The organism is Nocardia grenadensis, assembly GCF_050942415.1.
GTDB classification, from domain to species: Bacteria; Actinomycetota; Actinomycetes; order Mycobacteriales; family Mycobacteriaceae; genus Nocardia; species Nocardia grenadensis.
The window spans coordinates 4637621-4659755 of record NZ_CP192054.1; the positions used below are offsets into that span (position 1 = coordinate 4637621).

At 69.6% G+C, this 22135-nt stretch carries 21 protein-coding genes and 1 riboswitch; of the genes, 5 read left to right on the forward strand and 16 right to left on the reverse strand.

Going from position 1 to position 22135, the window contains the following annotated elements; all coding sequences use genetic code 11:
• Positions 1–29: 29 nt before the first annotated feature.
• From ACQPYS_RS21160 to ACQPYS_RS21200, 9 genes are all read right to left on the reverse strand, one after another.
• Complete coding sequence (locus ACQPYS_RS21160) at positions 30–200, reverse strand: hypothetical protein (RefSeq protein ID WP_433490562.1); 171 nt, start codon at positions 198–200, stop codon at positions 30–32.
• 590 nt (positions 201–790) lie between these two features.
• Entirely contained in the window at positions 791–1024 is a 234-nt protein-coding gene (locus tag ACQPYS_RS21165) for a hypothetical protein (protein WP_433490563.1), read from the reverse strand.
• Positions 1025–1259: 235 nt separating this feature from the next.
• Positions 1260–2324: a PHP domain-containing protein gene (locus ACQPYS_RS21170; RefSeq protein WP_063041734.1), complete on the reverse strand. Its 1065-nt coding sequence runs from the start codon at positions 2322–2324 to the stop codon at positions 1260–1262.
• Positions 2325–2327: 3 nt separating this feature from the next.
• Positions 2328–2909 carry a dihydrofolate reductase family protein gene (locus ACQPYS_RS21175; RefSeq protein ID WP_063041736.1) on the reverse strand — a complete coding sequence of 194 codons (582 nt, stop codon included), beginning with the start codon at positions 2907–2909 and terminating at the stop codon, positions 2328–2330.
• An 82-nt stretch (positions 2910–2991) separates the two neighbouring features.
• Positions 2992–3879, reverse strand: a complete 888-nt coding sequence (gene mutM / locus ACQPYS_RS21180; protein WP_433490564.1) for a bifunctional DNA-formamidopyrimidine glycosylase/DNA-(apurinic or apyrimidinic site) lyase — start codon at positions 3877–3879, stop codon at positions 2992–2994.
• The gene (gene rnc / locus ACQPYS_RS21185) at positions 3880–4602 is read right to left on the reverse strand and encodes a ribonuclease III (protein ID WP_063041739.1); all 723 of its coding nucleotides are present in this window, start codon (positions 4600–4602) and stop codon (positions 3880–3882) included.
• 14 nt (positions 4603–4616) lie between these two features.
• On the reverse strand, positions 4617–4799 hold the full coding sequence (gene rpmF, locus ACQPYS_RS21190; RefSeq protein WP_039825884.1) for a 50S ribosomal protein L32: 183 nt from the start codon (positions 4797–4799) through the stop codon (positions 4617–4619).
• Between the two features lie 2 nt (positions 4800–4801).
• A complete protein-coding gene (locus tag ACQPYS_RS21195; RefSeq protein WP_063041741.1) occupies positions 4802–5461 on the reverse strand; it encodes a YceD family protein in 660 nt (219 codons plus the stop codon).
• 501 nt (positions 5462–5962) lie between these two features.
• The gene (locus ACQPYS_RS21200) at positions 5963–6709 is read right to left on the reverse strand and encodes a DivIVA domain-containing protein (protein ID WP_063041743.1); all 747 of its coding nucleotides are present in this window, start codon (positions 6707–6709) and stop codon (positions 5963–5965) included.
• A 225-nt stretch (positions 6710–6934) separates the two neighbouring features.
• On the opposite strand from ACQPYS_RS21200, the gene ACQPYS_RS21205 reads away from it, so the two are divergent.
• A complete protein-coding gene (locus ACQPYS_RS21205) occupies positions 6935–7510 on the forward strand; it encodes a GtrA family protein (RefSeq protein WP_433490565.1) in 576 nt (191 codons plus the stop codon).
• Here ACQPYS_RS21205 and coaD read toward each other — a convergent pair.
• The 3 genes from coaD to ACQPYS_RS21220 are packed head-to-tail and all read right to left on the reverse strand — an operon-like array spanning position 7478 to position 11955.
• Complete coding sequence (gene coaD, locus ACQPYS_RS21210; protein ID WP_431940387.1) at positions 7478–7963, reverse strand: pantetheine-phosphate adenylyltransferase; 486 nt, start codon at positions 7961–7963, stop codon at positions 7478–7480. The two genes, ACQPYS_RS21205 and coaD, sit on opposite strands and share 33 nt — an antisense overlap.
• A gap of 3 nt (positions 7964–7966) precedes the next feature.
• A complete protein-coding gene (gene rsmD, locus ACQPYS_RS21215; RefSeq protein WP_433490566.1) occupies positions 7967–8560 on the reverse strand; it encodes a 16S rRNA (guanine(966)-N(2))-methyltransferase RsmD in 594 nt (197 codons plus the stop codon).
• Positions 8557–11955 carry a pyruvate carboxylase gene (locus ACQPYS_RS21220; RefSeq protein ID WP_433490567.1) on the reverse strand — a complete coding sequence of 1133 codons (3399 nt, stop codon included), beginning with the start codon at positions 11953–11955 and terminating at the stop codon, positions 8557–8559. Before ACQPYS_RS21220 ends, rsmD begins: the two co-directional genes overlap by 4 nt.
• Positions 11956–12320: 365 nt before the next feature.
• Positions 12321–12458, forward strand: a riboswitch (cobalamin riboswitch).
• A 177-nt stretch (positions 12459–12635) separates the two neighbouring features.
• Between ACQPYS_RS21220 and metE the strand changes: the two genes are divergently transcribed.
• Entirely contained in the window at positions 12636–14894 is a 2259-nt protein-coding gene (metE, locus tag ACQPYS_RS21225; RefSeq protein WP_433493096.1) for a 5-methyltetrahydropteroyltriglutamate--homocysteine S-methyltransferase, read from the forward strand.
• A 39-nt stretch (positions 14895–14933) separates the two neighbouring features.
• On the opposite strand, the gene ACQPYS_RS21230 is transcribed toward metE, so the two are convergent.
• From ACQPYS_RS21230 to ACQPYS_RS21240, 3 genes are all read right to left on the reverse strand, one after another.
• A complete protein-coding gene (locus ACQPYS_RS21230; RefSeq protein WP_433490568.1) occupies positions 14934–15086 on the reverse strand; it encodes a hypothetical protein in 153 nt (50 codons plus the stop codon).
• A gap of 81 nt (positions 15087–15167) precedes the next feature.
• Positions 15168–17426: an ATP-dependent DNA helicase RecG gene (recG, locus tag ACQPYS_RS21235; protein ID WP_433490569.1), complete on the reverse strand. Its 2259-nt coding sequence runs from the start codon at positions 17424–17426 to the stop codon at positions 15168–15170.
• 48 nt (positions 17427–17474) lie between these two features.
• Positions 17475–19181 (reverse strand): DAK2 domain-containing protein, encoded by a 1707-nt coding sequence (locus ACQPYS_RS21240; RefSeq protein ID WP_433493097.1) that lies wholly within the window; start codon positions 19179–19181, stop codon positions 17475–17477.
• Positions 19182–19567: 386 nt separating this feature from the next.
• Between ACQPYS_RS21240 and rpmB the strand changes: the two genes are divergently transcribed.
• The 3 genes from rpmB to ACQPYS_RS21255 all read left to right on the forward strand — a co-directional run bounded on the left by rpmB (position 19568) and on the right by ACQPYS_RS21255 (position 21215).
• A complete protein-coding gene (gene rpmB, locus ACQPYS_RS21245; protein ID WP_011210730.1) occupies positions 19568–19759 on the forward strand; it encodes a 50S ribosomal protein L28 in 192 nt (63 codons plus the stop codon).
• Between the two features lie 66 nt (positions 19760–19825).
• A complete protein-coding gene (locus ACQPYS_RS21250; protein WP_433490570.1) occupies positions 19826–20419 on the forward strand; it encodes an N-acetyltransferase family protein in 594 nt (197 codons plus the stop codon).
• 10 nt (positions 20420–20429) lie between these two features.
• A complete protein-coding gene (locus ACQPYS_RS21255) occupies positions 20430–21215 on the forward strand; it encodes an enoyl-CoA hydratase/isomerase family protein (protein ID WP_063041348.1) in 786 nt (261 codons plus the stop codon).
• A gap of 53 nt (positions 21216–21268) precedes the next feature.
• On the opposite strand, the gene ACQPYS_RS21260 is transcribed toward ACQPYS_RS21255, so the two are convergent.
• Positions 21269–22132, reverse strand: coding sequence for an alpha/beta fold hydrolase (locus tag ACQPYS_RS21260; RefSeq protein ID WP_431940393.1), 864 nt, complete (start codon positions 22130–22132; stop codon positions 21269–21271).
• Between the last annotated feature and the right edge of the window lie 3 nt (positions 22133–22135).

Consider the following 22135-nt stretch of genomic DNA (forward strand, 5'->3'; position numbering starts at 1 on the left):
GCCGCACCGCGCACCCGGACCTCGGCCGATCAGCGTCGGTGCGGCCGACGACGGCTGCGCACCGGCACCCGGACCCGGTGCTCGTCGCGCGCCCGGAGAAACATCGCCACGGCCCGCAGCATGAGCAGTCCGAGGACGAATCCGGCGATCAACACGCACGCCGCCAGGGACATGGTCGTCTCCCGTCCGGTTCCCGGCACCGGAGACCCTCCGGCACCGTACCGCGCCCGTGGTTCCGGGAAGTTCCGGTCGTTTCAGGGCGGTACATCCAGAAACTACCCCGCAGATCGGGCCGGACACTCGATACTTGCGCTTTGTTCACGCAGGCGTGCGCGGGGTCACGACGCCGAGCATCGCGCCGCCGACCGGCCGCGCGACGAACCGGCCCCCGAGACATCCCGCGGGTCGCCGAGCCTTCTTTCCCGGGATTCGAAGGTCCAGCGCGAGCCCGAGCCGGCACAGCGGTTGACCGCCGGCTCACATCCGCCCCTGGAAAAGCGCGGATCTGCCCGGCCGTCAGATTCCCGCACCCCCGTACTCGCATGCACGACCACCGAGAGCAGCGATACCGCCGGCGGCCGCTGCACCAGAGCCGGATAGTCCGCACCCTTGGGTGCGTCACCGACCGCGAGCAGCCCCCGTGGCCCACCGGCCTCTTCTTCGAGCCGCGCCGTACCGCGTTCGCTGCCCTCGAAGCCAAAGGTGACACCGGCCCCGGGACAGGTCTGCTCGTAGAGCCGGGCCGCCCCGGAGCACCGGTTCGAAGGCGGCGGAACCGACCACGGTCGGCTCACCGGTGGCGCGGCCCAGCGGCCGCGGGATCGGGTTCGGCGATATCGATGGTGGTGGCGCCGTTGTTCTCGATCCGCACCAGCGCCACCGACAGTCCCTGCAGGTTGCGCGCGGTGCCGTCGGAGATCCGGCGGAGTTGCCGCAGCGCTCCCGCGTGCCCGGATTCGGCCGCACCGGCGACCGGGGTGTCCATCTGCACCCGCCACCCGAGCCGTTTCCGGCCGACGAACACGAACTCCTACAGGAACGCGCCCACCGGGATCGCGATACCGACCAGCGGGAGAACACGATTGAGCAACAGTTCGCTCACCAGGGCTACCGTCCCCCGGATCGACCGAGTTCTCCCCATCTTCGGCCACGGAGCACGACACCGGCTGCGCACGTGGACTGTTCGACCGGTGATCACCCACAGTCACCGACGGCCGGGCGAGGTGATCACCTCATCCGGTCGCGACGGTTCCCGCCGGTCACCCGTCGGAGGTGCGCGTCCACTCCAGCAGCTCATCCACCGGGCGGGTGTTCACGATCCGGTCCGGCGGGACCTCGGCGGCCACCGCGCGGGCACAGCCGTAGCCCTGCCAGTCCAGCTGCCCCGGTGCGTGCGCGTCGGTGTCGATGGAGAACTCGCACCCCATCTCCACGGCGAGCCGGATCAGCCGCGACGGCGGGTCCCGTCGTTCGGGGCGGCTGTTGATCTCGACCGCCGTACCGTAGCGGCGGCAGGCCTCGAATACGATCCGGGCGTCGAAGTTCGATTCCGGCCGGGTTCCACGCGCGCCCTCGACCAACCGGCCGGTGCAGTGGCCGAGTACATCGACATTCGGATTCGCCACGGCATACACCATCCGCCGGGTCATGGTGTCGCGGTCGTCGCGCAACCGCGAATGCACACTGGCGACGACGATATCGAGTTCGGCGAGCAGTTCGGCCTCCTGATCGAGCGAGCCGTCGTCGAGGATATCGACCTCGATCCCGGTCAGTACCCGCAGCGGCGCCAGTTCCGCGTTGAGCGCGGCCACCACGTCGAGCTGGCGGCGCAGCCGGTCGGCCGAGAGCCCGCCTGCCACGGTGAGCCGCGGCGAATGGTCGGTGAGGGCGCAGTACTCGTGCCCGATCGCGGCCGCACAGCCCATCATCTCGGCGATCGGGCTGCCGCCGTCGGACCAGTCCGAATGGGTGTGCAGATCACCGCGCAGCAGTTCCCGCAGCGCCGCGCCCCCGGCGCCGATCGGTGGCGCGGTGGCGCGCAGTTCGGCCAGGTAGCGCGGCACGGTCCCCGCGTACGCCTCCTCGATCACCGCGGCGGTTTTCGGGCCGATCCCCGCCAGCTCCTGCCAGCTGCGATCGCGGCGGTGTCGCTCGGCCGCGGCGTCGTCGAGGCCGGCGAGGACATCGGCGGCCCGGCGGTAGGCCTTCACCCGATGCGTCTGCGCCCGATCGCGTTCCAGCCAGAACCCGATCTCGCGTAATGCCGCGACGGGACCCGGAGCGGGCCGGCCGCCCTGTTCCGTCCCCTGCGGCTCGTCCGCCACCGCCTACCCCACCCGGCCGTACTTCACGAAGGCCACACCGTCCTCGAACACCTGACTGGTGATCACCCGGAAACACGCCGGATCCGGCAGTTGCGGACCGGTGCCGAACAGCGGCCGCCCCCGGCCCAGCACCATTGGATACAGCTTCAGGAAAACCTGATCTATCTCCGGCAGCAGCGCCCGGGCCAGTTCACCGCCCCCGCACAACCAGATACCGAGACCCTGCTCCCGTTTGAGTGCGGCGACCGCGGCGACCGGATCGGCGCCGATCAAGGCCACCGCCGGATCCGGTGGCTCGGTGAGCGTGGTGGACACGACATACTGCCGCAGATGCGCGTACGGGCTCGCGGTACCGGTCCGGACCCCGAAATCGTGGGTTCTGCGACCCATGATCACGGTGTCGAAATTCTCGTTACGCTTGGTGATGCCGAGCGATTCGCGTACCCGCGACGGCAGCGTTTCCGGATACTGGGCGGTGATGGCGGGGCCGTGATCACCGCCGACCGGGAAGAAGTCCACCGAACCGTCCTCCGTGGCGATGAACCCATCAATGGTGGCCGCGACGTAGTAGGTGAGCTTGCGCATGGCCTGCCTCCCAGCCGGACCGGGTCGGTGATCTTGCCGAGGCCCACCGTAACCCGCCGCCGGGCCGGGCGCGAGAGGGTCGTCAGGAGGAAATCCGCCGCCCGCGTGGTGGCGGCTGACAGCGCGGACAGGAATAGGACGAGCGGTTCATGAACTTCTCCCGCACGATCATCGCCCCGCAGCGCGGGCACGGCCGGTCACCACGCCCGTACACCGCGAGCGCCCGCTCGAAGTAGCCGGATTCGCCGTTCACATTCACATAGAGCGCGTCGAAGGAGGTGCCACCGGCGGCAAGCGCGTCGGTCATCACCGCGCGGGCCTCGGCGAGCAGGGTGCGCAGTACCGGACGGGTGAGCACCGAGGCGATCCGGCCGCCGTGCACCTTCGCCCGCCACAGCGCCTCGTCGGCGTAGATATTGCCGATCCCGGAGATCACGGCCTGATCCAGCAGCACCCGTTTGATCTCGGTGTTCTTGGTTCGCAGCACACCGACCACCCGCTCGGCGTCGAACCGGGGGTCTAGCGGATCGCGGGCGATATGCGCGAGCAGGTCCGGGAGCAGGTCGCCGTCCACCTCCACCAACGGTGCCAGCACCCAGCCACCGAAGGTGCGCTGGTCGACGAAGCGCAGTTCGCGCCCGTCGTCGAGGGTCGCCCGGATATGGGCGTGCTTCTCCACCGGGGCACCGGCGGACTGCACCAGCATCTGCCCGCTCATACCCAGATGCACCACCAGCGCGGTATCGGCGGATCCGCCGCCGGGCTCATCGAAGGTGAGCCACAGATACTTCCCGCGCCGCTGCGCCACGGCCACTGTGAGCCCGGTGAGCCGGGCCGCCATATCGGCGGCGCCCGGTTCATATCGGCGCACCGACCGCGGATGGGTGACGGTGACCGATTCGACGGTCCGCCCGCACAGATGCTCGGTGAGGCCGCGACGTACGACCTCCACCTCGGGGAGTTCGGGCATTCAGGATTCGCCGGTCAACGCGCGGTAGGCCGCGCCCGCCGCCTTCTGCTCGGCTTCCTTCTTCGACCGGCCGACCCCCTGGCCATAGGCATCCCCGGCGATAACGGTGGTCGCGGTGAATTCCTTGTCGTGGTCGGGGCCGGTCGAGGTGATCTCGTAGCTGGGCACACCGAGGCCGCGTTCGGCGGTCAGCTCCTGCAGGCTGGTCTTGAAGTCCAGCCCGGCGCCCATTCGCGGACCGCGTTCGAGCAGGTCGGCGAACAGCCGCAGCACCACCTCACGGGCCACGTCGATACCGTGCTCGAGATGGACGGCGCCGAGCAGCGATTCCATACCGTCGGCGAGGATGCTGGGCTTGTCCCGGCCACCGGTGAGTTCCTCACCTTTGCCGAGCAGCAGATGCGCGCCCAGACCACCCTCGCCAAGATTGCGTGCCACCTCGGCGAGCGCGTGCATGTTCACCACGCTCGCGCGCAGCTTGGCCAGCTCACCCTCGGATTTCTCCGGATGCTCATGGTAGAGCCGTTCGGTGATGCTCAGACCGAGCACCGAGTCCCCGAGGAACTCGAGCCGCTCATTGGTCGGCAGGCCGCCGTTCTCGTACGCATACGAGCGATGGGTCAGCGCCAGTCGCAACAATTCCGGAGCCACCTCGACGCCCAGGGCGGCGAGCAGGCCCGAATGATCACCCGGTTCACCGGGTTCGTCTTTACCCGCGGTCAACGGTCGACCGGGGGTCAGACGGCGGAAACGACCTGGCGGCCCTTGTAAGTACCGCAGGAGGGGCACGCGATATGCGGCGGGGTCTTCTGACCGCACGCCCGGTTCGGGCAGGTGATCAGGGTGGGGGCGGCGGCCTTCCACTGGCTGCGCCGCGACCGGGTGTTGGAACGGGACATCCGGCGCTTGGGAACGGCCACGACTATTTCTCCTCTGTACTGTTACGTGCTGTATCGGCGGAAGGGTCTCCGGTAGCCGCACCCTCGTCGGGGCTGCCGCTGCCGGGCGATCCGGGGGCGAATTTCGCCAGCCCGGCCCAGCGGGGATCAAGTATCTCATGCCCGTGATCGGATCCTGCAATCGCCATCCGAACACCGCACTCCGGGCACAGCCCCTGACAGTCGGGGGAGCACAGCGGCTGCAGCGGCAACTCCAGGCCGAGCTGGTCCACGACCAGGGGTTCGAGGTCGATGAGATCGTCGCTCATCCGGTAGACCTCGTCCTCGGAGGAGGTCTGGTCGGTGGCACTGTCCGGGTAGGCGAACAGCTCGGTCAGCGACAACCGCACGGTATCGGTGAACGGTTCGAGGCACCTCGAGCACTCACCGGCCACCGGAGCCTCGAGCGTCCCGGTGACGAGCACTCCCTCGGATACGGATTGCAACCGCAGATCCAGCTCGACCTCCGCGCCGACGGGTACGCCGGCGAGGTCGAGTCCGAGTCGTTCGGTGGTGGTGACCGTCCGCCGCAGTTCGCGCATCGAGCCCGGGGCGCGACCGAGGCTGCGGACATCCAGCACGAAACCCGCGCCGTGTGCACGAGATGCACCGGAACGCGAGCGCGCGGTGGTATCGGCAGGCATCGCAAACACTCCACTGGGTGGGTCGGGGCTGTTGGTTTTGCGCCGGAATCGGCGAGCAACCACACCACAGTACGGCGAACCCGTCACCCGGGCAAAACTGTGTTTTCGGCGCGCTGGCGCACGCGGGGTCGAGGCCCCCCTTGTTTCTCGCCGTTCCGGTCGGCATGCCGAGCCACGCGCCCAGGGCTTTCGCCCACTTCGGTCCGAACACCTTCCGCCTACTCCGGATGGTCGGCATTCGGGGCCCGCCCCCGGTTCTGGAGCGTGTGCAGCCGACAGTCCAGAGACCGGTGACCATTGAGCACTTACAGTGCTGTGAGCCTCCCCAAGCCGGTCGAGGCGCGCGACCGCATGCACCTTCTGCCTGTTCCGGAGGGTCTACCCCAGTAGTCGGGGCCCCGATTCCGGACCGACGGAGCGAAGGAGCGCAGCGACCGATCGAAGAAGAATCGGGTCACCGGGCCCCGACCCGCGCGCCGGAGGCGCGCAAATGAACACAGCTCACCGCCGGAACTCCGCGGCATAGTCGGGGACGCCCGCCCCGTTGCGCAACTGCTGGCGGCCCCGGCCGACGGTGCGCAGCGCACTGCCGAGGGTGTCCTCGAACTCGGCGAGCTTGGTGTCGACGTAGTGGTCGCAGTCGGCGCGCATCCGGTCGGCGTCGGCGTGCGCCGTATCGATGATGCGCGCCGATTCGGCGTGCGCGGCCCGCACCACCTCGGTGTCCTCCACCAGCCGGCGCTGCTCGGCCTGGCCGTCGGCGACCGAGCGGTCGTAGGAGGCCTGGCCTGCCTCGATGGTCCGGTCGGCCTCGGCGCGGGCCCGACCGGTGACCGCCTCGTATTCGGCCTTGGCATCGGTGACCAGACGTTCGGCCTCGGCCGTGGCCGTATCGACCATCCGGTCGGCGTGCGCGGTGGCCTCGGCGACCATCCGGTCGGCGTGTGCCTTGGCCTCGGCGAGGATACGGTCGGCCTCGGCGCGGGCGTCGGCCACGGTGCCGGCCGCCTGTTCGTCGGCGGACCGGATGGTGTCCTCGGCGAGCCCCCGGGCGTCGTCGACGATCTTGTCCCGGTGGTCGAGCACATCCTGGGCGTCGTCGATCTCGGTGGGCAGCGCGTCGCGCACATCGTCGAGCAGATCGAGTGTTTCCGGACGCGGCACGATGCAGTTGCGCGTCGCGGGGATACCCCGCGCCTCCTCGACTATGGCGACCAGTTCGTCGAGCGCCTCGAATACCCGGTACATGCTCACTGTCCTCCTGCTGACGATCGGCGATACATCACGCCGTTCCCAGTGTGCCCCGGGCCGGTGGATGCGCCGAACCTACTTTCGGTGTGTCGCCCGGTCTGCCCGATATCTGCGAAGTCACACAATCAACTGGAGGCCCACTCTCCGCTTGGTGTTAAATTCTTGGGGAGCCCCACCGCGGCGCGGAGGGGCTGCCTGTCCCTTGCCCGATCGGAACCGCCCATGACCGTCCTGCAGTTGCCTACTTCCACGGCACTGACCGCCGGGGATCTGGATATCGATTGGCCGGAACCGTTCGCCCACGCCGCCTGGCGGCAGCGCCTCGTGCTTTACCTGCGCGGGGACCATGCGTTCCCTCAGTTGATTCGTTTCGCACTGGTCGGCGGATTGAGCAATATCGCCTATGTCCTGCTCTTCCTGAGCCTCACCGGCGCCGGGACCTTGCTCGCCAATGTGGCCGGCTCGGTCGTGAGCACCGTCATTGCCAACGAACTGCACCGCCGGCTCACCTTCCACGCCGCCGAGCGGGTCGGCTGGTTCACCGCGCAGTGGGAAGGCGGCGGCCTGGCGCTGCTGGGGCTGGGTATCAGCACCGCGGCCCTCGCCGCGGTGGGCGTATTGGCCCCGACGCTGAACGAACCCACCCAGGCCGCGGCCGTGCTGGCGATCAGCGCCGCGGTCGGGGGTCTGCGGTTCCTGGCGTTGCGCGGTCTGGTGTTCCGGCCGCTGCGGCGGGCCCGGGAAATAACCGCGCAGCGGTCCGGATCAGCCCGCCCGCTCGGCCAGCCGGTCGAGTAGTCGCTTGTGCACCAGTGGCGGCAGCATATCGCTGACATCGCCACCGAAGGCCGCCACTTCCTTGACAAGGGAGCTGGACAGGTAGCTGAAGGTGGGGTTGGTCGCGATAAAGAAGGTGTCGACGCCGGAGAGCTTCTTGTTCATCTGCGCCATCTGGAGCTCGTAGCCGAAATCACCGGCGTCGCGCAGCCCTTTGACGATGGCGCTGATGCCCTGTTCGCGGGCGAAATCGACCAGCAGGCCATCCCAGGAGGCGACCCGCACGTTCGCGAGGTCGGCGGTGGCGTCCCGCAGCATCTCGATCCGTTCGTCGATCGAGAACATGCCCTGCTTCTTCTTGTTGATCATCACCGTGATCACGACCTCGTCGAACTGCTCGGCGACCCGCCGGAAGACATCGAGATGGCCGTTGGTCACCGGATCGAAGGATCCCGGGCACAAAGCTCCTGCCATGGGTCAGACGCTAGCAGGTTCTTCCGGTTCCGCCGGGGTCGCGCCGACGTACACCGCCGACTCGATCCGGGTCTCCCCGTAGCGCCGCGCGACGCGACTCTCGAAGCCTGCGGGCCAGGCGATCTCGGCCGACCGCGCGGAACGCTCCACCAGCAGTAACGCCTCCTCGGCGAGCCATCCGTGCGCGGCGAGCGCCGTGAGATCGCCCTCGACGGCCGCGGTCGGCAGTTCGTAGGGCGGATCGGCGAACACCAGATCGAAAGCGCCCGCGCCGCCGTGGGCGAGCACCTGCGTCACCGTCCCGATCCGCACCTGCGCACCACCCAGGCCCAGCTCGGCGATATTGCCGCGCAGCACCCCGGCCGCCCGCCGGTCCGATTCGACCAGCAGCGCCGCGGTGGCACCGCGCGACAGCGCCTCCAGCCCGAGCGCGCCCGAGCCGGCGTAGAGGTCGAGCACCCGGGCGCCCGCGAGGTCCATCCACGCCTCGATCGAGGAGAACACGGCCTCCCGGACCCGGTCCGCGGTGGGCCGGGTTCCGGCCGGCGGCACCTTCAGGCGCCGCCCACCGGCGGTCCCGGCGACGATCCGGGTCATTCGGATTCGCGCTCGCCCAGCTCGACCAGCAGATCACCGCCCTCGACCTGCTGCACCTGCGCTATGGCCACCCGACCCACCACACCGCCGCGCGGCGCGGTGATGGCGGCCTCCATCTTCATGGCCTCGATGGTGCCGATGGTGTCGCCCGAGGCGACCGTTTCGCCTTCGGCCACGGTCAGCGTCACGACACCGGCGAAAGGCGCCGCGATGTGATGCGGGTTGTTCTTGTCGGCCTTCTCCGCGGCCGGGACCTCACTGGCGATGGAACGGTCACGCACGGAAACCGGCCGCAACTGTCCGTTGAGGATGCACATGACCGTGCGCATCCCGCGTTCGTCGGGTTCGGAGATCGCCTCCAGACCGATGAGTAGGATGACACCCTTCTCGAGCTGCACCCGGTGTTCCTCACCATGGCGCAGGCCGTAGAAGAACTGATTGGCCGACAGGCCGGTGGTATCGCCGTATTTCTCCCGATGCGCCAGGAATTCCGCGGTCGGGCCGGGGAACAGCAGCCGGTTGAGGGTCGCGCGACGCTCGTCGGAGGTACCGGCCAGACCCGCTTCGTCCGCCTCGGACAACTCGGATTCGGGTTTGGCCGCGCCCCGGCCGGCGAGCGCCTTCTCCCGGAACGGCTCGGGCCAGCCACCGGCCGGCGTGCCGAGTTCCCCGCGCAGGAAACCGATCACCGAATCCGGGATGTCGTAGCGACCCGGGTCGGCGGCGAACTGCTCGATATCGATCCCGGAGCCGACCAGCGACAGCGCCAGGTCACCGACCACCTTGGACGACGGCGTGACCTTGATCAGCCGGCCCAGCAACCGATCCGCGGCCGCGTATTTCGCCTCCACCTCCTCGAACCGATCCCCCAACCCCAGCGCGATCGCCTGCTGACGCAGATTCGACAGCTGCCCACCGGGGATCTCGTGGGTGTAGACGCGGCCGGTCGGCGCCGGCAGACCGGATTCGAACGGCGCGTACACCTTGCGCAACGCCTCCCAGTACGGCTCCAGATCACAGACATTGCGCAGATCGAGCCCGGTGTCGTATTCGCTGTGCGCGGCGGCGGCCACGATCGCCGAGAGCGCGGGCTGACTCGTGGTACCGGCCATCGCCGCCGACGCGCCGTCGACGGCGTCGGCGCCGGCCTGCCAGGCAGCGAGATAGGTGGCCAGCTGCCCGCCCGGAGTGTCGTGGGTGTGCACATGGACCGGCAGATCGAAATTGCTGCGCAGCGCGGTCACCAATTTCGCCGCCGCGGGCGCGCGCAACAGTCCGGCCATATCCTTGATCGCCAGCACATGCGCGCCCGCGTCCACGATCTGCTCGGCCAGTTTGAGGTAGTAGTCGAGGGTGTAGAGCTTCTCGTCCGGACCGGTGAGATCACCGGTGTAGGACAGCGCGACCTCGGCGATCGCGGTACCGGTTTCCCGGACCGCGTCGATGGCCGGGCGCATCTGGTCCACATTGTTCAGGGCGTCGAAGATCCGGAAGATATCGATACCGGTCTCGGTGGCCTCGGCCACGAACGCCCGGGTCACCCGCTCCGGATACGGGGTGTAACCGACAGTGTTGCGACCGCGCAGCAGCATCTGCAGGCAAATATTCGGAATCGCCTCGCGCAGCGCGGCCAGCCGCTCCCACGGGTCCTCGTAGAGGAAGCGCAGCGCCACATCGTAGGTCGCCCCGCCCCACGCCTCGATGGACAGCAGCTCCGGGGTCAGGCGCGCCACATGCCCAGCCACATCGAGCAGGCCGTTGGTGCGTACCCGGGTCGCCAGCAGCGACTGGTGCGCGTCACGGAAGGTGGTGTCGGTGACCCCGACAGCCTTCTGTTCGCGCAACGCCCGGGCGAAACCCTCGGGGCCCAGCGTCAGCAGTTTCTGCCGCGAACCGTCCGGCGGCGGCACCGCCAGGTCGATGGTGGGCAGTTTGTCGTGCGGGTACACCGCGGTCGGCCGGGCGCCGTGCGGTTTGTTCACCGTGATGTCGGCCAGGTAGTTCAGGATCTTGGTACCGCGGTCGGCGGATTCGCGGGTGGCCAGCAGTTCCGGACGCTCGTCGATGAACGATGTGGTGATGCGGCCGGCGGTGAAATCGTCGTCGCCGAGTACCGCGAGCAGGAACGGGATATTGGTGGTGACACCGCGGATCCGGAACTCCATCAGCGCCCGCCGGGCCCGCGCCACCGCCGCCGGGAAGTCCCGGCCGCGGCAGGTGAGCTTGACCAGCATGGAATCGAAATAGGCACCGATCTCCGCGCCGAGATTCGCGCCGCCGTCGAGCCGGATACCGGCGCCGCCGGGGGTGCGGTAGGCGGTGATGCGGCCGGTATCGGGACGGAATCCGTTGGCCGGGTCCTCGGTGGTGATCCGGCACTGCAGCGCCGCACCGCGAATGGTCACCTTGTCCTGGCTCAGCCCCAGATCGCCCAGGCTCTCCCCGGCCGCGATCCGCAACTGCGACTGGACCAGATCCACATCGGTGATCTCCTCGGTCACCGTATGTTCCACCTGGATCCGCGGATTCATCTCGATGAACACGTGTTTACCGCGTTCGTCGAGCAGGAATTCCACCGTGCCCGCACAGCTGTACCCGATCTGCCGGGCGAAGGCCACCGCGTCCGCGCAGATCCGGTCCCGCAACTCCGGATCCAGATTCGGGGCCGGGGCCAGCTCGATCACCTTCTGGTGCCGCCGCTGCAGCGAACAGTCCCGCTCGAACAGGTGCATCACATTGCCCTGGGTATCGGCCAGGATCTGCACTTCGATATGCCGCGGGTTCACCACGGCCTGCTCCAGGAACACCGTCGGATCACCGAACGCCGACTCCGCCTCGCGCGAGGCCGCCTCGATCGCTTCCCGCAGCCCGGACCGCTCGGCCACCCGGCGCATACCGCGCCCGCCGCCACCGGCGACGGCCTTCACGAATACCGGGAACTCCATGGATTCCGCGGCCGTCAGCAACTCCGCCACGTCGGCCGAGGGTGCGCTCGAATCCAGGACCGGCAGCCCGGCCGCGCGCGCCGCGGCGATCGCGCGGGCCTTGTTGCCCGCCAGTTCGAGAACCTCGGCCGACGGTCCGATGAAGGTGATGCCCTCCCTCGCGCATGCGGCGGCCAGATCGGGATTCTCCGAGAGGAACCCGTAGCCGGGGTAGATGGCGTCGGCGCCCGCGGTCTTCGCCGCCTCGATGATGGCGTCGACCGAGAGGTAGGCCCGGACCGGATGACCTTCCTCGCCGATCTCGTATGCCTCGTCCGCCTTCAGGCGGTGGACCGAATTACGGTCCTCGTGCGGGAAGACGGCAACCGTTCCGATACCGAGCTCGTACGCCGCACGGAAGGCTCGGATGGCGATTTCGCCGCGGTTGGCAACCAAGACTTTCGAGAACATTGAACCAACGTACCCGGCGTCACACCCAGGATCGACAGCGAAGTCCACTTCGCAGAGTTTTCACAAGGGGGTATTGCAAGGGTGCGAAAAGGAGTTCACCGTGCCGTCATATCTCACCACCCGCGGCCCCCTGCGGCGCGGTGCCGGAACCCCAGCCAATACCCCGCTATTCCGGGTACGTGATCACCACCGGCAAACGCGTCGCTGCCGCACCACGTACCGCCGCCCGCGCCCGTGCCGCGCGGGGAGATGCGGACCGCTCGTGCCGGCGCGTTATGGTGGAACCCGCAGCTGGTCCGCCGGCCGGACGACGAGGAGCCCCGAACGTCCGCCCCCGGCGCCGAAGCCCGCACCACGCGGGTGAGAGGGAATCCGGTGGAAATCCGGAACTGTCCCGCAGCGGTGAGCAGGAACGACCGCCGTCATCAGCACTGGGCAGCACGCCTGGGAAGCGACGGCCAGTAGGTCGGCCGACCGGCCGGTGCCCGCGAGTCCGAAGACCTGCCGGTTGTACCGGATACGCCGTATCCGGTGGTCGTCGCCTCGTGGAGCGGGCGCCGCCACCAGTGCTGACAACCGACCCGACCGCACGGCCGGGTCGTTCGGGGTCTCATCGGTGCCGTGCGTCCGGGAACGGCGACGGCCGTCGAACTTCAGCACTGGAGAACACCGTGACTGTTATTTCGCACACCCCGTTCACCGCAACGGTTCTCGGACTCCCCCGGGTCGGGCCGCGCCGGGAACTGAAACGGGCGACCGAGTCCTACTGGGCGGGCCGGATAGACGCGGCGCGACTACACGAGACCGGCCGCGCGCTGCGCCGGGACCAGTACGCGGAACTGACCGCCGCCGGACTGGACTCGATCCCCGTCGGCACCTTCTCCTACTACGACCAGATGCTCGACACCGCCGTTCTTCTCGGCGCCCTACCCGAGCGGGTCGCCGGGATCGAGGATCGGCTGGACCGCTATTTCGCGGCCGCGCGCGGAACCGAGTCGGTGGAACCGCTGGAGATGACCAAGTGGTTCGACACCAACTACCACTACCTGGTGCCCGAACTCGGCCCGGACACCAAATTCGGCCTGCATCCGGAAGATCTGCTGGCGCAGGTGGCCGAAGCGATCGAACTCGGCGTACCGGTCCGGCCCGTGATCATCGGACCGGTCACCTTCCTGAAACTGGCCAAGACCACCGACGGCGCGGCGCTGGACCGGATCGACGAACTGATCCCGCTGTACCGGGAATTGCTGCGGCTGCTCGCCGAGGCGGGCGCGGGCTGGGTACAACTCGACGAACCCGCGCTGGTCACCGATCTCACCGCGGTGGAACTGGCGACGGTCCGGCGGGTCTACACCGAACTCACCGCGGCGGGGCGGCGGCCGGCGGTGCTGGTGGCCACCTATTTCGGGTATCCGGGCGCGGCGCTGGAAGCGCTGGCCGCCACCGATGTCGAAGGTATCGCCGTCGATCTGGTCGCCGGCACCGAGGTCGCCGCGGTGGCGGCGGTCCCCGCTCTGTCGCACAAACTACTGGTCGCGGGCGTGGTCGACGGTCGAAATGTCTGGCGCACCGATCTCGACGGTGCGCTGTCGACGCTGGCCACGCTGCTGGGCAGCGTAGGGGCCCTGGCGGTTTCCACCTCGTGCTCGCTGCTGCACGTCCCGTACTCGCTGGAGGTGGAGACTCGACTCGACGACGCACTGCGCTCCTGGCTCGCCTTCGGCGCCGAGAAGACCGCCGAGGTGCGGGTGCTGGCGACCGGACTGAGCTCCGGCACCGAGGCGGTCGCCGCGGAACTGGAGACCGCCCGGGCCGCCGCCGCGAGCCGCCGTGCCGATCCACGGATCGGCAATGCGCAGGTACGGGCGCGACTCGCCGCGCTGGGCCCGGACGCCGCCCGGCGGGCTCCCGCCGAACAGCGCCGGACCCTGCAGCGGGAGCGTCTGCACCTGCCGCCGCTGCCGACCACCACCATCGGCTCCTACCCGCAGACCTCGGCCATCCGGCTGGCCCGGGCGGCACTGCGGTCCGGGGAGATCGACCGGGCCGAGTACGTGCGCCGGATGCGGGCGGAGATCGGCGAGGTCGTCGCCCTGCAGGAGGAACTCGGGCTCGATGTCCTCGTACACGGCGAACCGGAACGCAACGATATGGTGCAGTACTTCGCCGAACAGCTGGACGGATTCGCGGCGACCGATCTGGGCTGGGTGCAGTCCTACGGCACCCGCTGCGTGCGCCCGCCCATCCTGTTCGGTGACGTCTCCCGCCCGGCCGCGATGACGGTTGACTGGATCACCTACGCGCAGTCGCTCACCGACAAACCCGTCAAGGGCATGCTCACCGGCCCGGTCACCATCCTGGCCTGGTCCTTCGTCCGCGACGACCAGCCACTGGCGGATTCGGCCCGGCAGGTGGCCCTGGCGATCCGGGACGAGACGGTGGATCTGCAGAACGCGGGTATCCGCATCGTCCAGGTCGACGAGCCCGCGCTGCGGGAGCTGCTCCCGCTGCGTGACGCCGATCAGCAGGCGTACCTGGACTGGTCGGTGCATGCCTTCCGGCTGGCCACCTCCGGGGTGGCCGACTCCGTCCAGATCCACACCCACCTGTGCTACTCGGAGTTCGGTGAGGTGATCGACGCCATTGCCGGGCTGGACGCCGATGTCACGTCCATCGAGGCCGCCCGCTCGCGGATGGAGGTACTGGGCGATCTGAACGCCTCCGGCTTCGCCGCCGGGGTGGGACCGGGCGTCTACGATATCCACTCGCCCCGGGTGCCCGGTGTCGAGGAGATCACCGCGTCCCTACGTGCGGCCCTGGAAGCGGTGCCGGCCGAACGTCTCTGGGTCAATCCCGACTGCGGCCTGAAGACCCGCGGCCCGGCCGAGGTGGAGGCATCTCTGCGCAATATGGTGGCCGCCGCCCACGGCGTCCGCTGAATTCCCGGTCCGGGCCGCGCCACCCGCGACCCGGACCGTTCAGCCCTCCAGCTCCCCGGCTCCTGGTTCCCGGCGTTTCGTCCGCCGGGCCACACAGTGCGGGCAGGCCTGCGCCACGCGCAGCACCGGCCGGATCCGGGCCGGTGCGGACGGCCCCCGCCGCACCACCCGGCACCCTTGTCTTTCCCCCATGAGACCTGATCCTTTCCTTCGGCGTTTTACCGTTGCCAGGTTTGACGCCGGGTGTCCCGGCCCGGTTCCCAGGTACGCCGATCAGGATTTGGCCAGATATTCCAAGCGTTCGGAATCGACGGCAGCGTGCATCATCGCCGCCAGCCCGGGGTGCCGGGTCAGCCCGGGATCCTGCTCCACCACCGTGCGGGCCAGTTCCTGGGCGGCGGTGATGACCTCCAGATCGTCGAGCAGCGACAGCAGGCGCAGCGACCGGGTGGTCCCCGACTGCGCCGCGCCGAGCACATCGCCCTCGCGGCGCTGCCGCAGATCGAGTACCGAGAGCTCGAATCCGTCGGTGGTGGCGGCGACGGCCTCCAGCCTGGTCATCGCCGGACCCCCGGGTGCGGCGTCGGTGATCAACAGGCACAGCCCGGGATGTGCACCGCGCCCGATGCGGCCCCGGAGCTGGTGCAGCTGGCTCACCCCGAACCGGTCGGCGTCCACGATCACCATCACGGTCGCGTTCGGCACGTCCACGCCCACCTCGACCACTGTCGTACAGACCAGCACATCGATATCGCCGGCATTGAAGTCGCGCATCACCTGGTCTTTTTCATCCGACGGCAGCCGTCCGTGCAGCAGCCCGATCCGCAGCCGCGCGAGCGGTCCGGTGCGCAGGCGGTCGAAGACATCGACCACGGCCTGTGTCGGCGGAGCTTCCTTCTCCGCGGCTTTCTTACCCCGTGCCCCGGAACCGTCTTCGTCGTCACCGATCCGCGAGCACACGACATAGGCCTGCCGGCCCGCGCCGACCTCCTCGGTGATCCGCTCCCAGGCCCGGTCCACCCAGTTGGGATGCACCCGGCGCGGTACCACCTTCGACTGGATGGGCGAACGCCCGCGGGGCAGTTCGGCGAGCGTGGAGGTCTCCAGGTCGCCCAGGGTGGTCATGGCGATGGTGCGCGGGATCGGGGTCGCGGTCATCACCAGCAGATGCGGGGAGAAACCCGATTTCGCCTTGGCCCGCAGCGCATCACGCTGCTCCACCCCGAACCGGTGCTGTTCGTCCACCACCACCAGGCCCAGATCGAAGAATTCGACCGCGTCCTGGATCAGGGCGTGGGTGCCGATCACGATGCCCGCGTCCCCGGTCACCGCGGCGAGCAATGCGGCTCGTTTCGCCGCGGCCGGCATGGAACCGGTCACCAAGGTCACCCGGGTGGCGGTCTCGGCCGCACCCAGTTCCCCCGCCTGCCCGAGGTCGCCCAGCATCGCCCGCAGCGACCGATAGTGCTGGGCGGCGAGTACCTCGGTGGGCGCGAGCAGCGCACACTGCTGACCCGCGTCGATCACCTGCAGCATGGCGTGCAGCGCGACGACGGTCTTACCCGAACCCACCTCGCCCTGCAGCAGCCGGTGCATGGGTTGCTCCCGGGACAGATCCGCCGAGATCTCGCCGATGACCCCGCGCTGTCCCGCGGTGAGTTCGAACGGCAGCCGCTCCTCGAAGGCGGCGACGATTCCGTCCGTGCGCAACGGGCAGACCCGCGCGGTACGGCCCGCCACCTCGTGCCGCCGTTCGGCGAGGACCAGTTGCAGTGCCAGCGCCTCGTCGAACCGCAGCCGTTCCCGGGCGCGTTCGATATCGGAGGTGCGTTCGGGCAGATGGATCAGGCGCAGCGCATCGCCCACCGGCATCAGTTCCCGTTCGTCGCGCACGGCGGCGGGCAGCGGATCGGCGAGCGGGTCGAGCTGATCGAGAACCTGCCGGACACAGGCCAGGATCTCCCAGCTCTGCACCCTCGCCGTCGCCGGGTAGACCGGGATGAATTCCCGATCGAAGAAAGACATATCCACGCCGCCGGCGCCCTTCGCGCTCTGCGCGATCCCCCGTAGGTCACCCCCGCCGCGCACGGTGGTCAGGGTCGGTTCCTCGTCGTCGGCCTCCGGCAGGATCAGATATCCCGGATGGCTGAGATTCCACTGACCGGGCCGCCAGTAGTTGACCGTGCCCGACATCATGGCCCGGACGCCCTGCCGGACCGCGTATTTCACCTTGTCGCCGTTGAAGAACGTGACATCCACGCCGCGCCCGCCGCCGGTATCGAGCACCACCTTCAGCAGTGACCCGCGCCGCTGCCGCATCGGCCGCAGATCAGCCTTGGTGACCCGGCCGATCACGGTGATGTGCGCCCCGTCCTCCGGGGCCTCCTCGGTGAGCGGCTGCCCCTGGGTGGCGTAGCGCAGCGGATAGTGGCGCAGCAGATCTTCCACGGTGTGCATATCGAACGCGTCCGCCAGCGTCGCGGCGGCCTTCGCGCCGAGCAGATGGTCGAGCCGGTCGCTCAGTGTCGCCATCGCGCTACTCCTGTCCCCACGGCCCGCGGCGGCGGGTCCGGCGGATACTCATTCCACACCGATCTGTATCAGGTCGCCCTGCTGGCCTCCGGCATACACCGTGACCTCCACCCCGGCGAATTCGTCACCGATATGCCGCGCGAGATCGTCGGCGAGACCGTCCGGTGCGGCCGCGCCGACCAGCAGGGTCACCAGTTCACCGCCCAGCCCGAGCATCCGGTCCAGCAGGGTCTGCCCGGCGGCCCGGGTATCCCGGTCGATCACCACCACATCGTGGCCCACCAGGCCGAGCCCGTCGCCGGGCGCGCAGGTCCCGACCATGGTGAGCGCGCGTCCACGGGCCCGGCGCAGCGCGCCCCAGCGGGTGCTCGCGGCCGCCTCGGACATGGTGAAGGCATCGTCCACGGCGATCCGGGCCCGATCGTGTACCGCCAGGGCCGCGAGGCCCTGGACCATGCTCGCGCTCGGCAGCAGCAGCACGTCCCGGCGTGCGTCGCGGGCCGCCGCGCCGACCGCCACGAGTTCGTGGGCCGGCAGCGCACCGTTGGGGAGTACCAGCACTTCCCGATGCGGGAGCTGCCGGATGGCGGCGAGCAGTACGGCCGATTCCAGCGTCTGTTCGGCGTTCAGCACCACCGCGCCCCCCGCCTCGAAGAGCGCCGCGGCGCCGGCACCGGACGCGACGGCCAGCACCCCGCGGTCGGCGGGTTCACCGAGGCGTCCGCTGATCCGCCGGACGGCCCGGTCGTGCACCTGCCTACTGTCCGCCGCCTCGCGCACCTCGGTGACCACGGCGCCACCGGCGCGCGGGTCGCCGGGCCCGGTGCTCGCGCCGTTCCCGTGGTCGGCGTCCTCGATCAGATGCTCGATACGGATCGCGACCGGGCGTCCCACGGCGAGGCCGGCCTCCACCGCCGCACCCGCGTCCGCGCAGTGCACATGTGCCGACCAGCCCCCGGCACCGTCGGCGGCCACCACCACCGAATCCCCCAGGGCCGCGAGCCGGGAACGTAGTTCGGCGGCGAGATCCGCGCGAGCCCCGTCGATCCGGTACATCACCTCGTAGCGGTGCGCCGCTCCCGGCCCGGCCGACGCCGTGCGGAACGCGGCGGCCCGATACTCGGCCCGTACGGGGGTCTCGCCGGTCACCACGCCGACCAGCCCGTCCAGGAGGACCAGCAACCCGCGCGCACCGGCATCCACCACCCCGGCCGCGCGCAGCACCGGCAACTGGTCGCGGGTGTCCTCCAGCGCCCGCGCCGCCGCGTCGGCGGCGGCGCGGACCACCGCCGCCAGCCCGGGCTCGGTGCAGCCGTGCGCCGCGGCCCCTGCCCGGTCGAGAACCGTGAGGATGGTGCCCTCCACCGGATCGCTCAGGCTGCCCCGGACCAGTTCGGCCGCCCCCGCCAACGCGGCTCGATAGGTCGATTCGGTGAGCCCGGCGTCCACCGTCGCGTCCGCGAGCCCCCTCAGTACCTGGGACACGATGATTCCGGAGTTACCCCGCGCCCCGGCCGTCGCGCCCCGGGCCAATGCCACGGCCACCGGGTGGGCGGACGACCGGCCGGGGTCCCCGTCGGCGTCCGCCGGTAGGCGCTGCGCTGCCGCGACTGCGGCACGCATCGTCGCCAGGAGGTTGGTACCCGTATCGGAATCCGGTACCGGGAAGACGTTGAGCGCATCGATCTCCGCGCGCCGCTGTTCGAGCGCGCACACACACCGACGGCCCCAGTCCAGAAGTTCGGCCCCGCCCAGCCCGCCGTCGGCGGAACCGGTGGCCGGCGAACCGTCGCCGCTCACCTGCCGGGTTTCGGGCACCGTCACCTCATTCCTCGTCGTCGGAGCAGTCGAAGGCTAGGTTAGCGGCCGATCCCGACACCGCGACCCGGGACGGGCCACGCGAACGACGCCGCGCGTGGATCCGCCGGGTAGGCTCCGGATTGATGGATCAACCCCAGTTTGGTGGATCGCAGCGGGTCGGGCTACCCTTGCAGGGTTGCCTGGCGCGGCCGTTATCGGTCGGCGCTGTCCGATGGTCATCGAATCCGCCGATGCTCGTCGGTGGGCATGACGACATTGATCAGGATCGACCGCTATACCGGTGGCAGGTCCCCCATGATGACATGAAGGAGTTCGCGACTATGGCTGCCGTCTGCGACGTCTGCGCCAAAGGCCCCGGCTTCGGTAAATCGGTCTCGCATTCGCACCGGCGCACCAATCGTCGCTGGAACCCGAATATCCAGACCGTGCGGGCGCAGGTCGCCCCGGGTAATACCCGCCGGATGAACGTGTGCACTTCCTGCCTGAAGGCGGGCAAGGTGGTCCGCGGCTGATCACCGGGCGACCGGTTCACCCGTCGGGCACACAGCTCTTCGATACGACCTCGCCCCGGCTCCTGCGTGGAGCCGGGGCGAGGTCGTATCGCTTTCCGGAAGGAGCACCGGACGAACAGCGACACCGGCGTTCCGCGCAGCGCGGACGCCCCCTGGACACTCGCCGCACTGCGTCCCGACCACGCCCGCGCCCTGGCCGCCTGCCATATCGCCTGCTGGCGTGAGGCCTACCGGGGCCTGGTTCCCGACCATGTGCTGGCCGCCTTCGATATCGATCGCCGCGCCGCGAACTGGGAGCGCATCACCGGCAACCATTCCGGGCGAATCCTGGTCGCGGAATCGGGACCCGAGATCGCCGGGTTCACCCATTACGGCCCGCCCCGCGACGATCCCCCGGTCGCCGAGCGGGAACTGCAGGCCATGTACGTCCGTGCCGAGTGGTACGGCAGCGGACTGGCCCAAGCCCTGCTGGACGCGGTATTCGAACCCGAGCGCTCCTGTTCGCTGTGGGTATTCGCGGACAATCCCCGGGCCCGTGCCTTCTACACCAAATACGGTTTCGTCCCCGACGGCACCGCCCGCGCCGAACGTTTCACCACGGCCACCGAGATCCGGATGGTGCGACCGTCGGCGATATCCCGGTCCGGCCGCGCCCAGTAATGTCGCGACGATGAGCACCGAAGCCGAATACGTCCGCATCGACGACGGGGTCCTCGAGATCACCCTGTCCACCGCAGCCAAGGGCACCTCCCTGGATTTCGCCGGGGTCGCGGCGGGCACCGCCGCCCTCGCCGACCCGGGATCGGATATCGGTGCCGTCCTGCTCACCGGCGCGGGGCCGAACTTCTGCGCCGGTGGCGATGTGCGCGATTTCGCCGCGGCGCAGGACCGTTCCGCGCACCTGTACCAACTCGCCGATACCCTGCACGTTTTCGTCCGGGCGTTGGACAGCGCACCAGTGCCCGTGGTCGCCGCGGTGCACGGCTGGGCCGCCGGTGCCGGAATGAGCCTGGTCTGTGTCGCCGATATCGCGATCGGGGGGCCGGGCACCCGGATGCGTCCCGCGTATCCGGGTGTCGGGCTCAGCCCCGACGGGGGTATGTCGTGGACGCTGCCCCGGCTGGTGGGGGCGGCCAAAGCCCGCGAGATCCTGCTCACCGACGCCGTACTCGATGCCGCGGAGGCCCAGCGTCTCGGGATCCTGGCGCGTATCGCCGACAGCGACGAGACGGTCCGCGACGACGCCCGCGCACTGGCTCGCACCCTGGCGCGCGGGCCACGCGCGAGTTACGCCTCGATCCGGGCTCTGCTGAGCCGGTCGGCCACCGCCACGCTCGGCGAGCAACTGGACGCCGAACGCGATGCGATGGGAGCGGCCGCGGGCAGTCCGACCGGCCGCGAGGGGGTGGACGCGTTCCTCGCCAAACGCGCCCCGGACTATTCCGGACTGAGCTGACCGCCCCCGGCCCGGCGGCGCGGGATCATCGCGCCGACCGCGCCCGGTCCCGGTCAGCGAGACCGGGTGACGAACTTCGCGACCGCCTCGGTGAACGCGTCGTTGTCGTCGCCGGCGGCCGTATGCGCGGCATTGCCGATCTCGACCAACTCGGCGTGTGGCACCAGCTCCATGAATTCCGCGGCGCCCGCGGCGCTCACCACATCCGATCGCAACCCCCGCACCAGCAGGACCGGAATATCGAGTGCCCGTGCCGCGCCCTCGAGCGTGCGAGCCATTTCGTCGGGGTCGGCGGCTTTGTCGCCGAGAATGCCCGGATCCCAGTGCCAGTACCAGCGGCCGTCGCGTTCACGCAGGTTACGCAGCAGTCCCGCGTTGGATTTGGGCCGTGGCCGGTGTGGGAGATAGTCGGCCACGGCGTCCGCGGCCTCGTCGAGCGTGGCGAATCCATCGGGGTTTCTGCTCAGGAAGGTGAGCACCCGGTTGACGCCTTCGGGCTCGGGCCGGGTGACGATATCCACCAGGACCAACGCGCCGATCGCGTCTCCCCCCGAGGCCGCGGTGGCCAGTAGCCCGGTGATACCGCCCATACTGGCGCCGACCACCACCGCGGGGCCACCGCCCAGTTGTTCCAGCACCGCGAGTACATCGCCGACCATGGCCTCGTAGCGGTAATCACGATCGGGAGCCCATTGGCTGTCGCCGTGGCCGCGGGCGTCCAGTGTGACCGCCCGGATCCCCGCCGCGCCGAGTTGCGCACCGGTCTGTTTCCAGGAATGCCGGGTCTGGCCGCCGCCGTGCAGGAAGAGCACGGCCGGGCCGTCCGGCGGGCCGTATCGATCCGCAACGAGCTCGATCCCGCCTCGGCCGCGTACCCGCAGCCGGACGGGATCGAGCAGATTGTTCGCATTACTCACGAT

Bases quoted from the DNA above. Each gene is read 5' to 3' on its own strand.
- ACQPYS_RS21175 (WP_063041736.1), bottom strand. From the start codon at position 2,909: ATGCGCAAGCTCACCTACTACGTCGCGGCCACCATTGATGGGTTCATC.
- mutM (WP_433490564.1), bottom strand. From the start codon at position 3,879: ATGCCCGAACTCCCCGAGGTGGAGGTCGTACGTCGCGGCCTCACCGAG.
- ACQPYS_RS21195 (WP_063041741.1), bottom strand. From the start codon at position 5,461: ATGCCTGCCGATACCACCGCGCGCTCGCGTTCCGGTGCATCTCGTGCA.
- ACQPYS_RS21200 (WP_063041743.1), bottom strand. From the start codon at position 6,709: ATGTACCGGGTATTCGAGGCGCTCGACGAACTGGTCGCCATAGTCGAG.
- ACQPYS_RS21205 (WP_433490565.1), top strand. From the start codon at position 6,935: ATGACCGTCCTGCAGTTGCCTACTTCCACGGCACTGACCGCCGGGGAT.
- coaD (WP_431940387.1), bottom strand. From the start codon at position 7,963: ATGGCAGGAGCTTTGTGCCCGGGATCCTTCGATCCGGTGACCAACGGC.
- rsmD (WP_433490566.1), bottom strand. From the start codon at position 8,560: ATGACCCGGATCGTCGCCGGGACCGCCGGTGGGCGGCGCCTGAAGGTG.
- ACQPYS_RS21220 (WP_433490567.1), bottom strand. From the start codon at position 11,955: ATGTTCTCGAAAGTCTTGGTTGCCAACCGCGGCGAAATCGCCATCCGA.
- ACQPYS_RS21230 (WP_433490568.1), bottom strand. From the start codon at position 15,086: ATGGGGGAAAGACAAGGGTGCCGGGTGGTGCGGCGGGGGCCGTCCGCA.
- recG (WP_433490569.1), bottom strand. From the start codon at position 17,426: ATGGCGACACTGAGCGACCGGCTCGACCATCTGCTCGGCGCGAAGGCC.
- rpmB (WP_011210730.1), top strand. From the start codon at position 19,568: ATGGCTGCCGTCTGCGACGTCTGCGCCAAAGGCCCCGGCTTCGGTAAA.
- ACQPYS_RS21255 (WP_063041348.1), top strand. From the start codon at position 20,430: ATGAGCACCGAAGCCGAATACGTCCGCATCGACGACGGGGTCCTCGAG.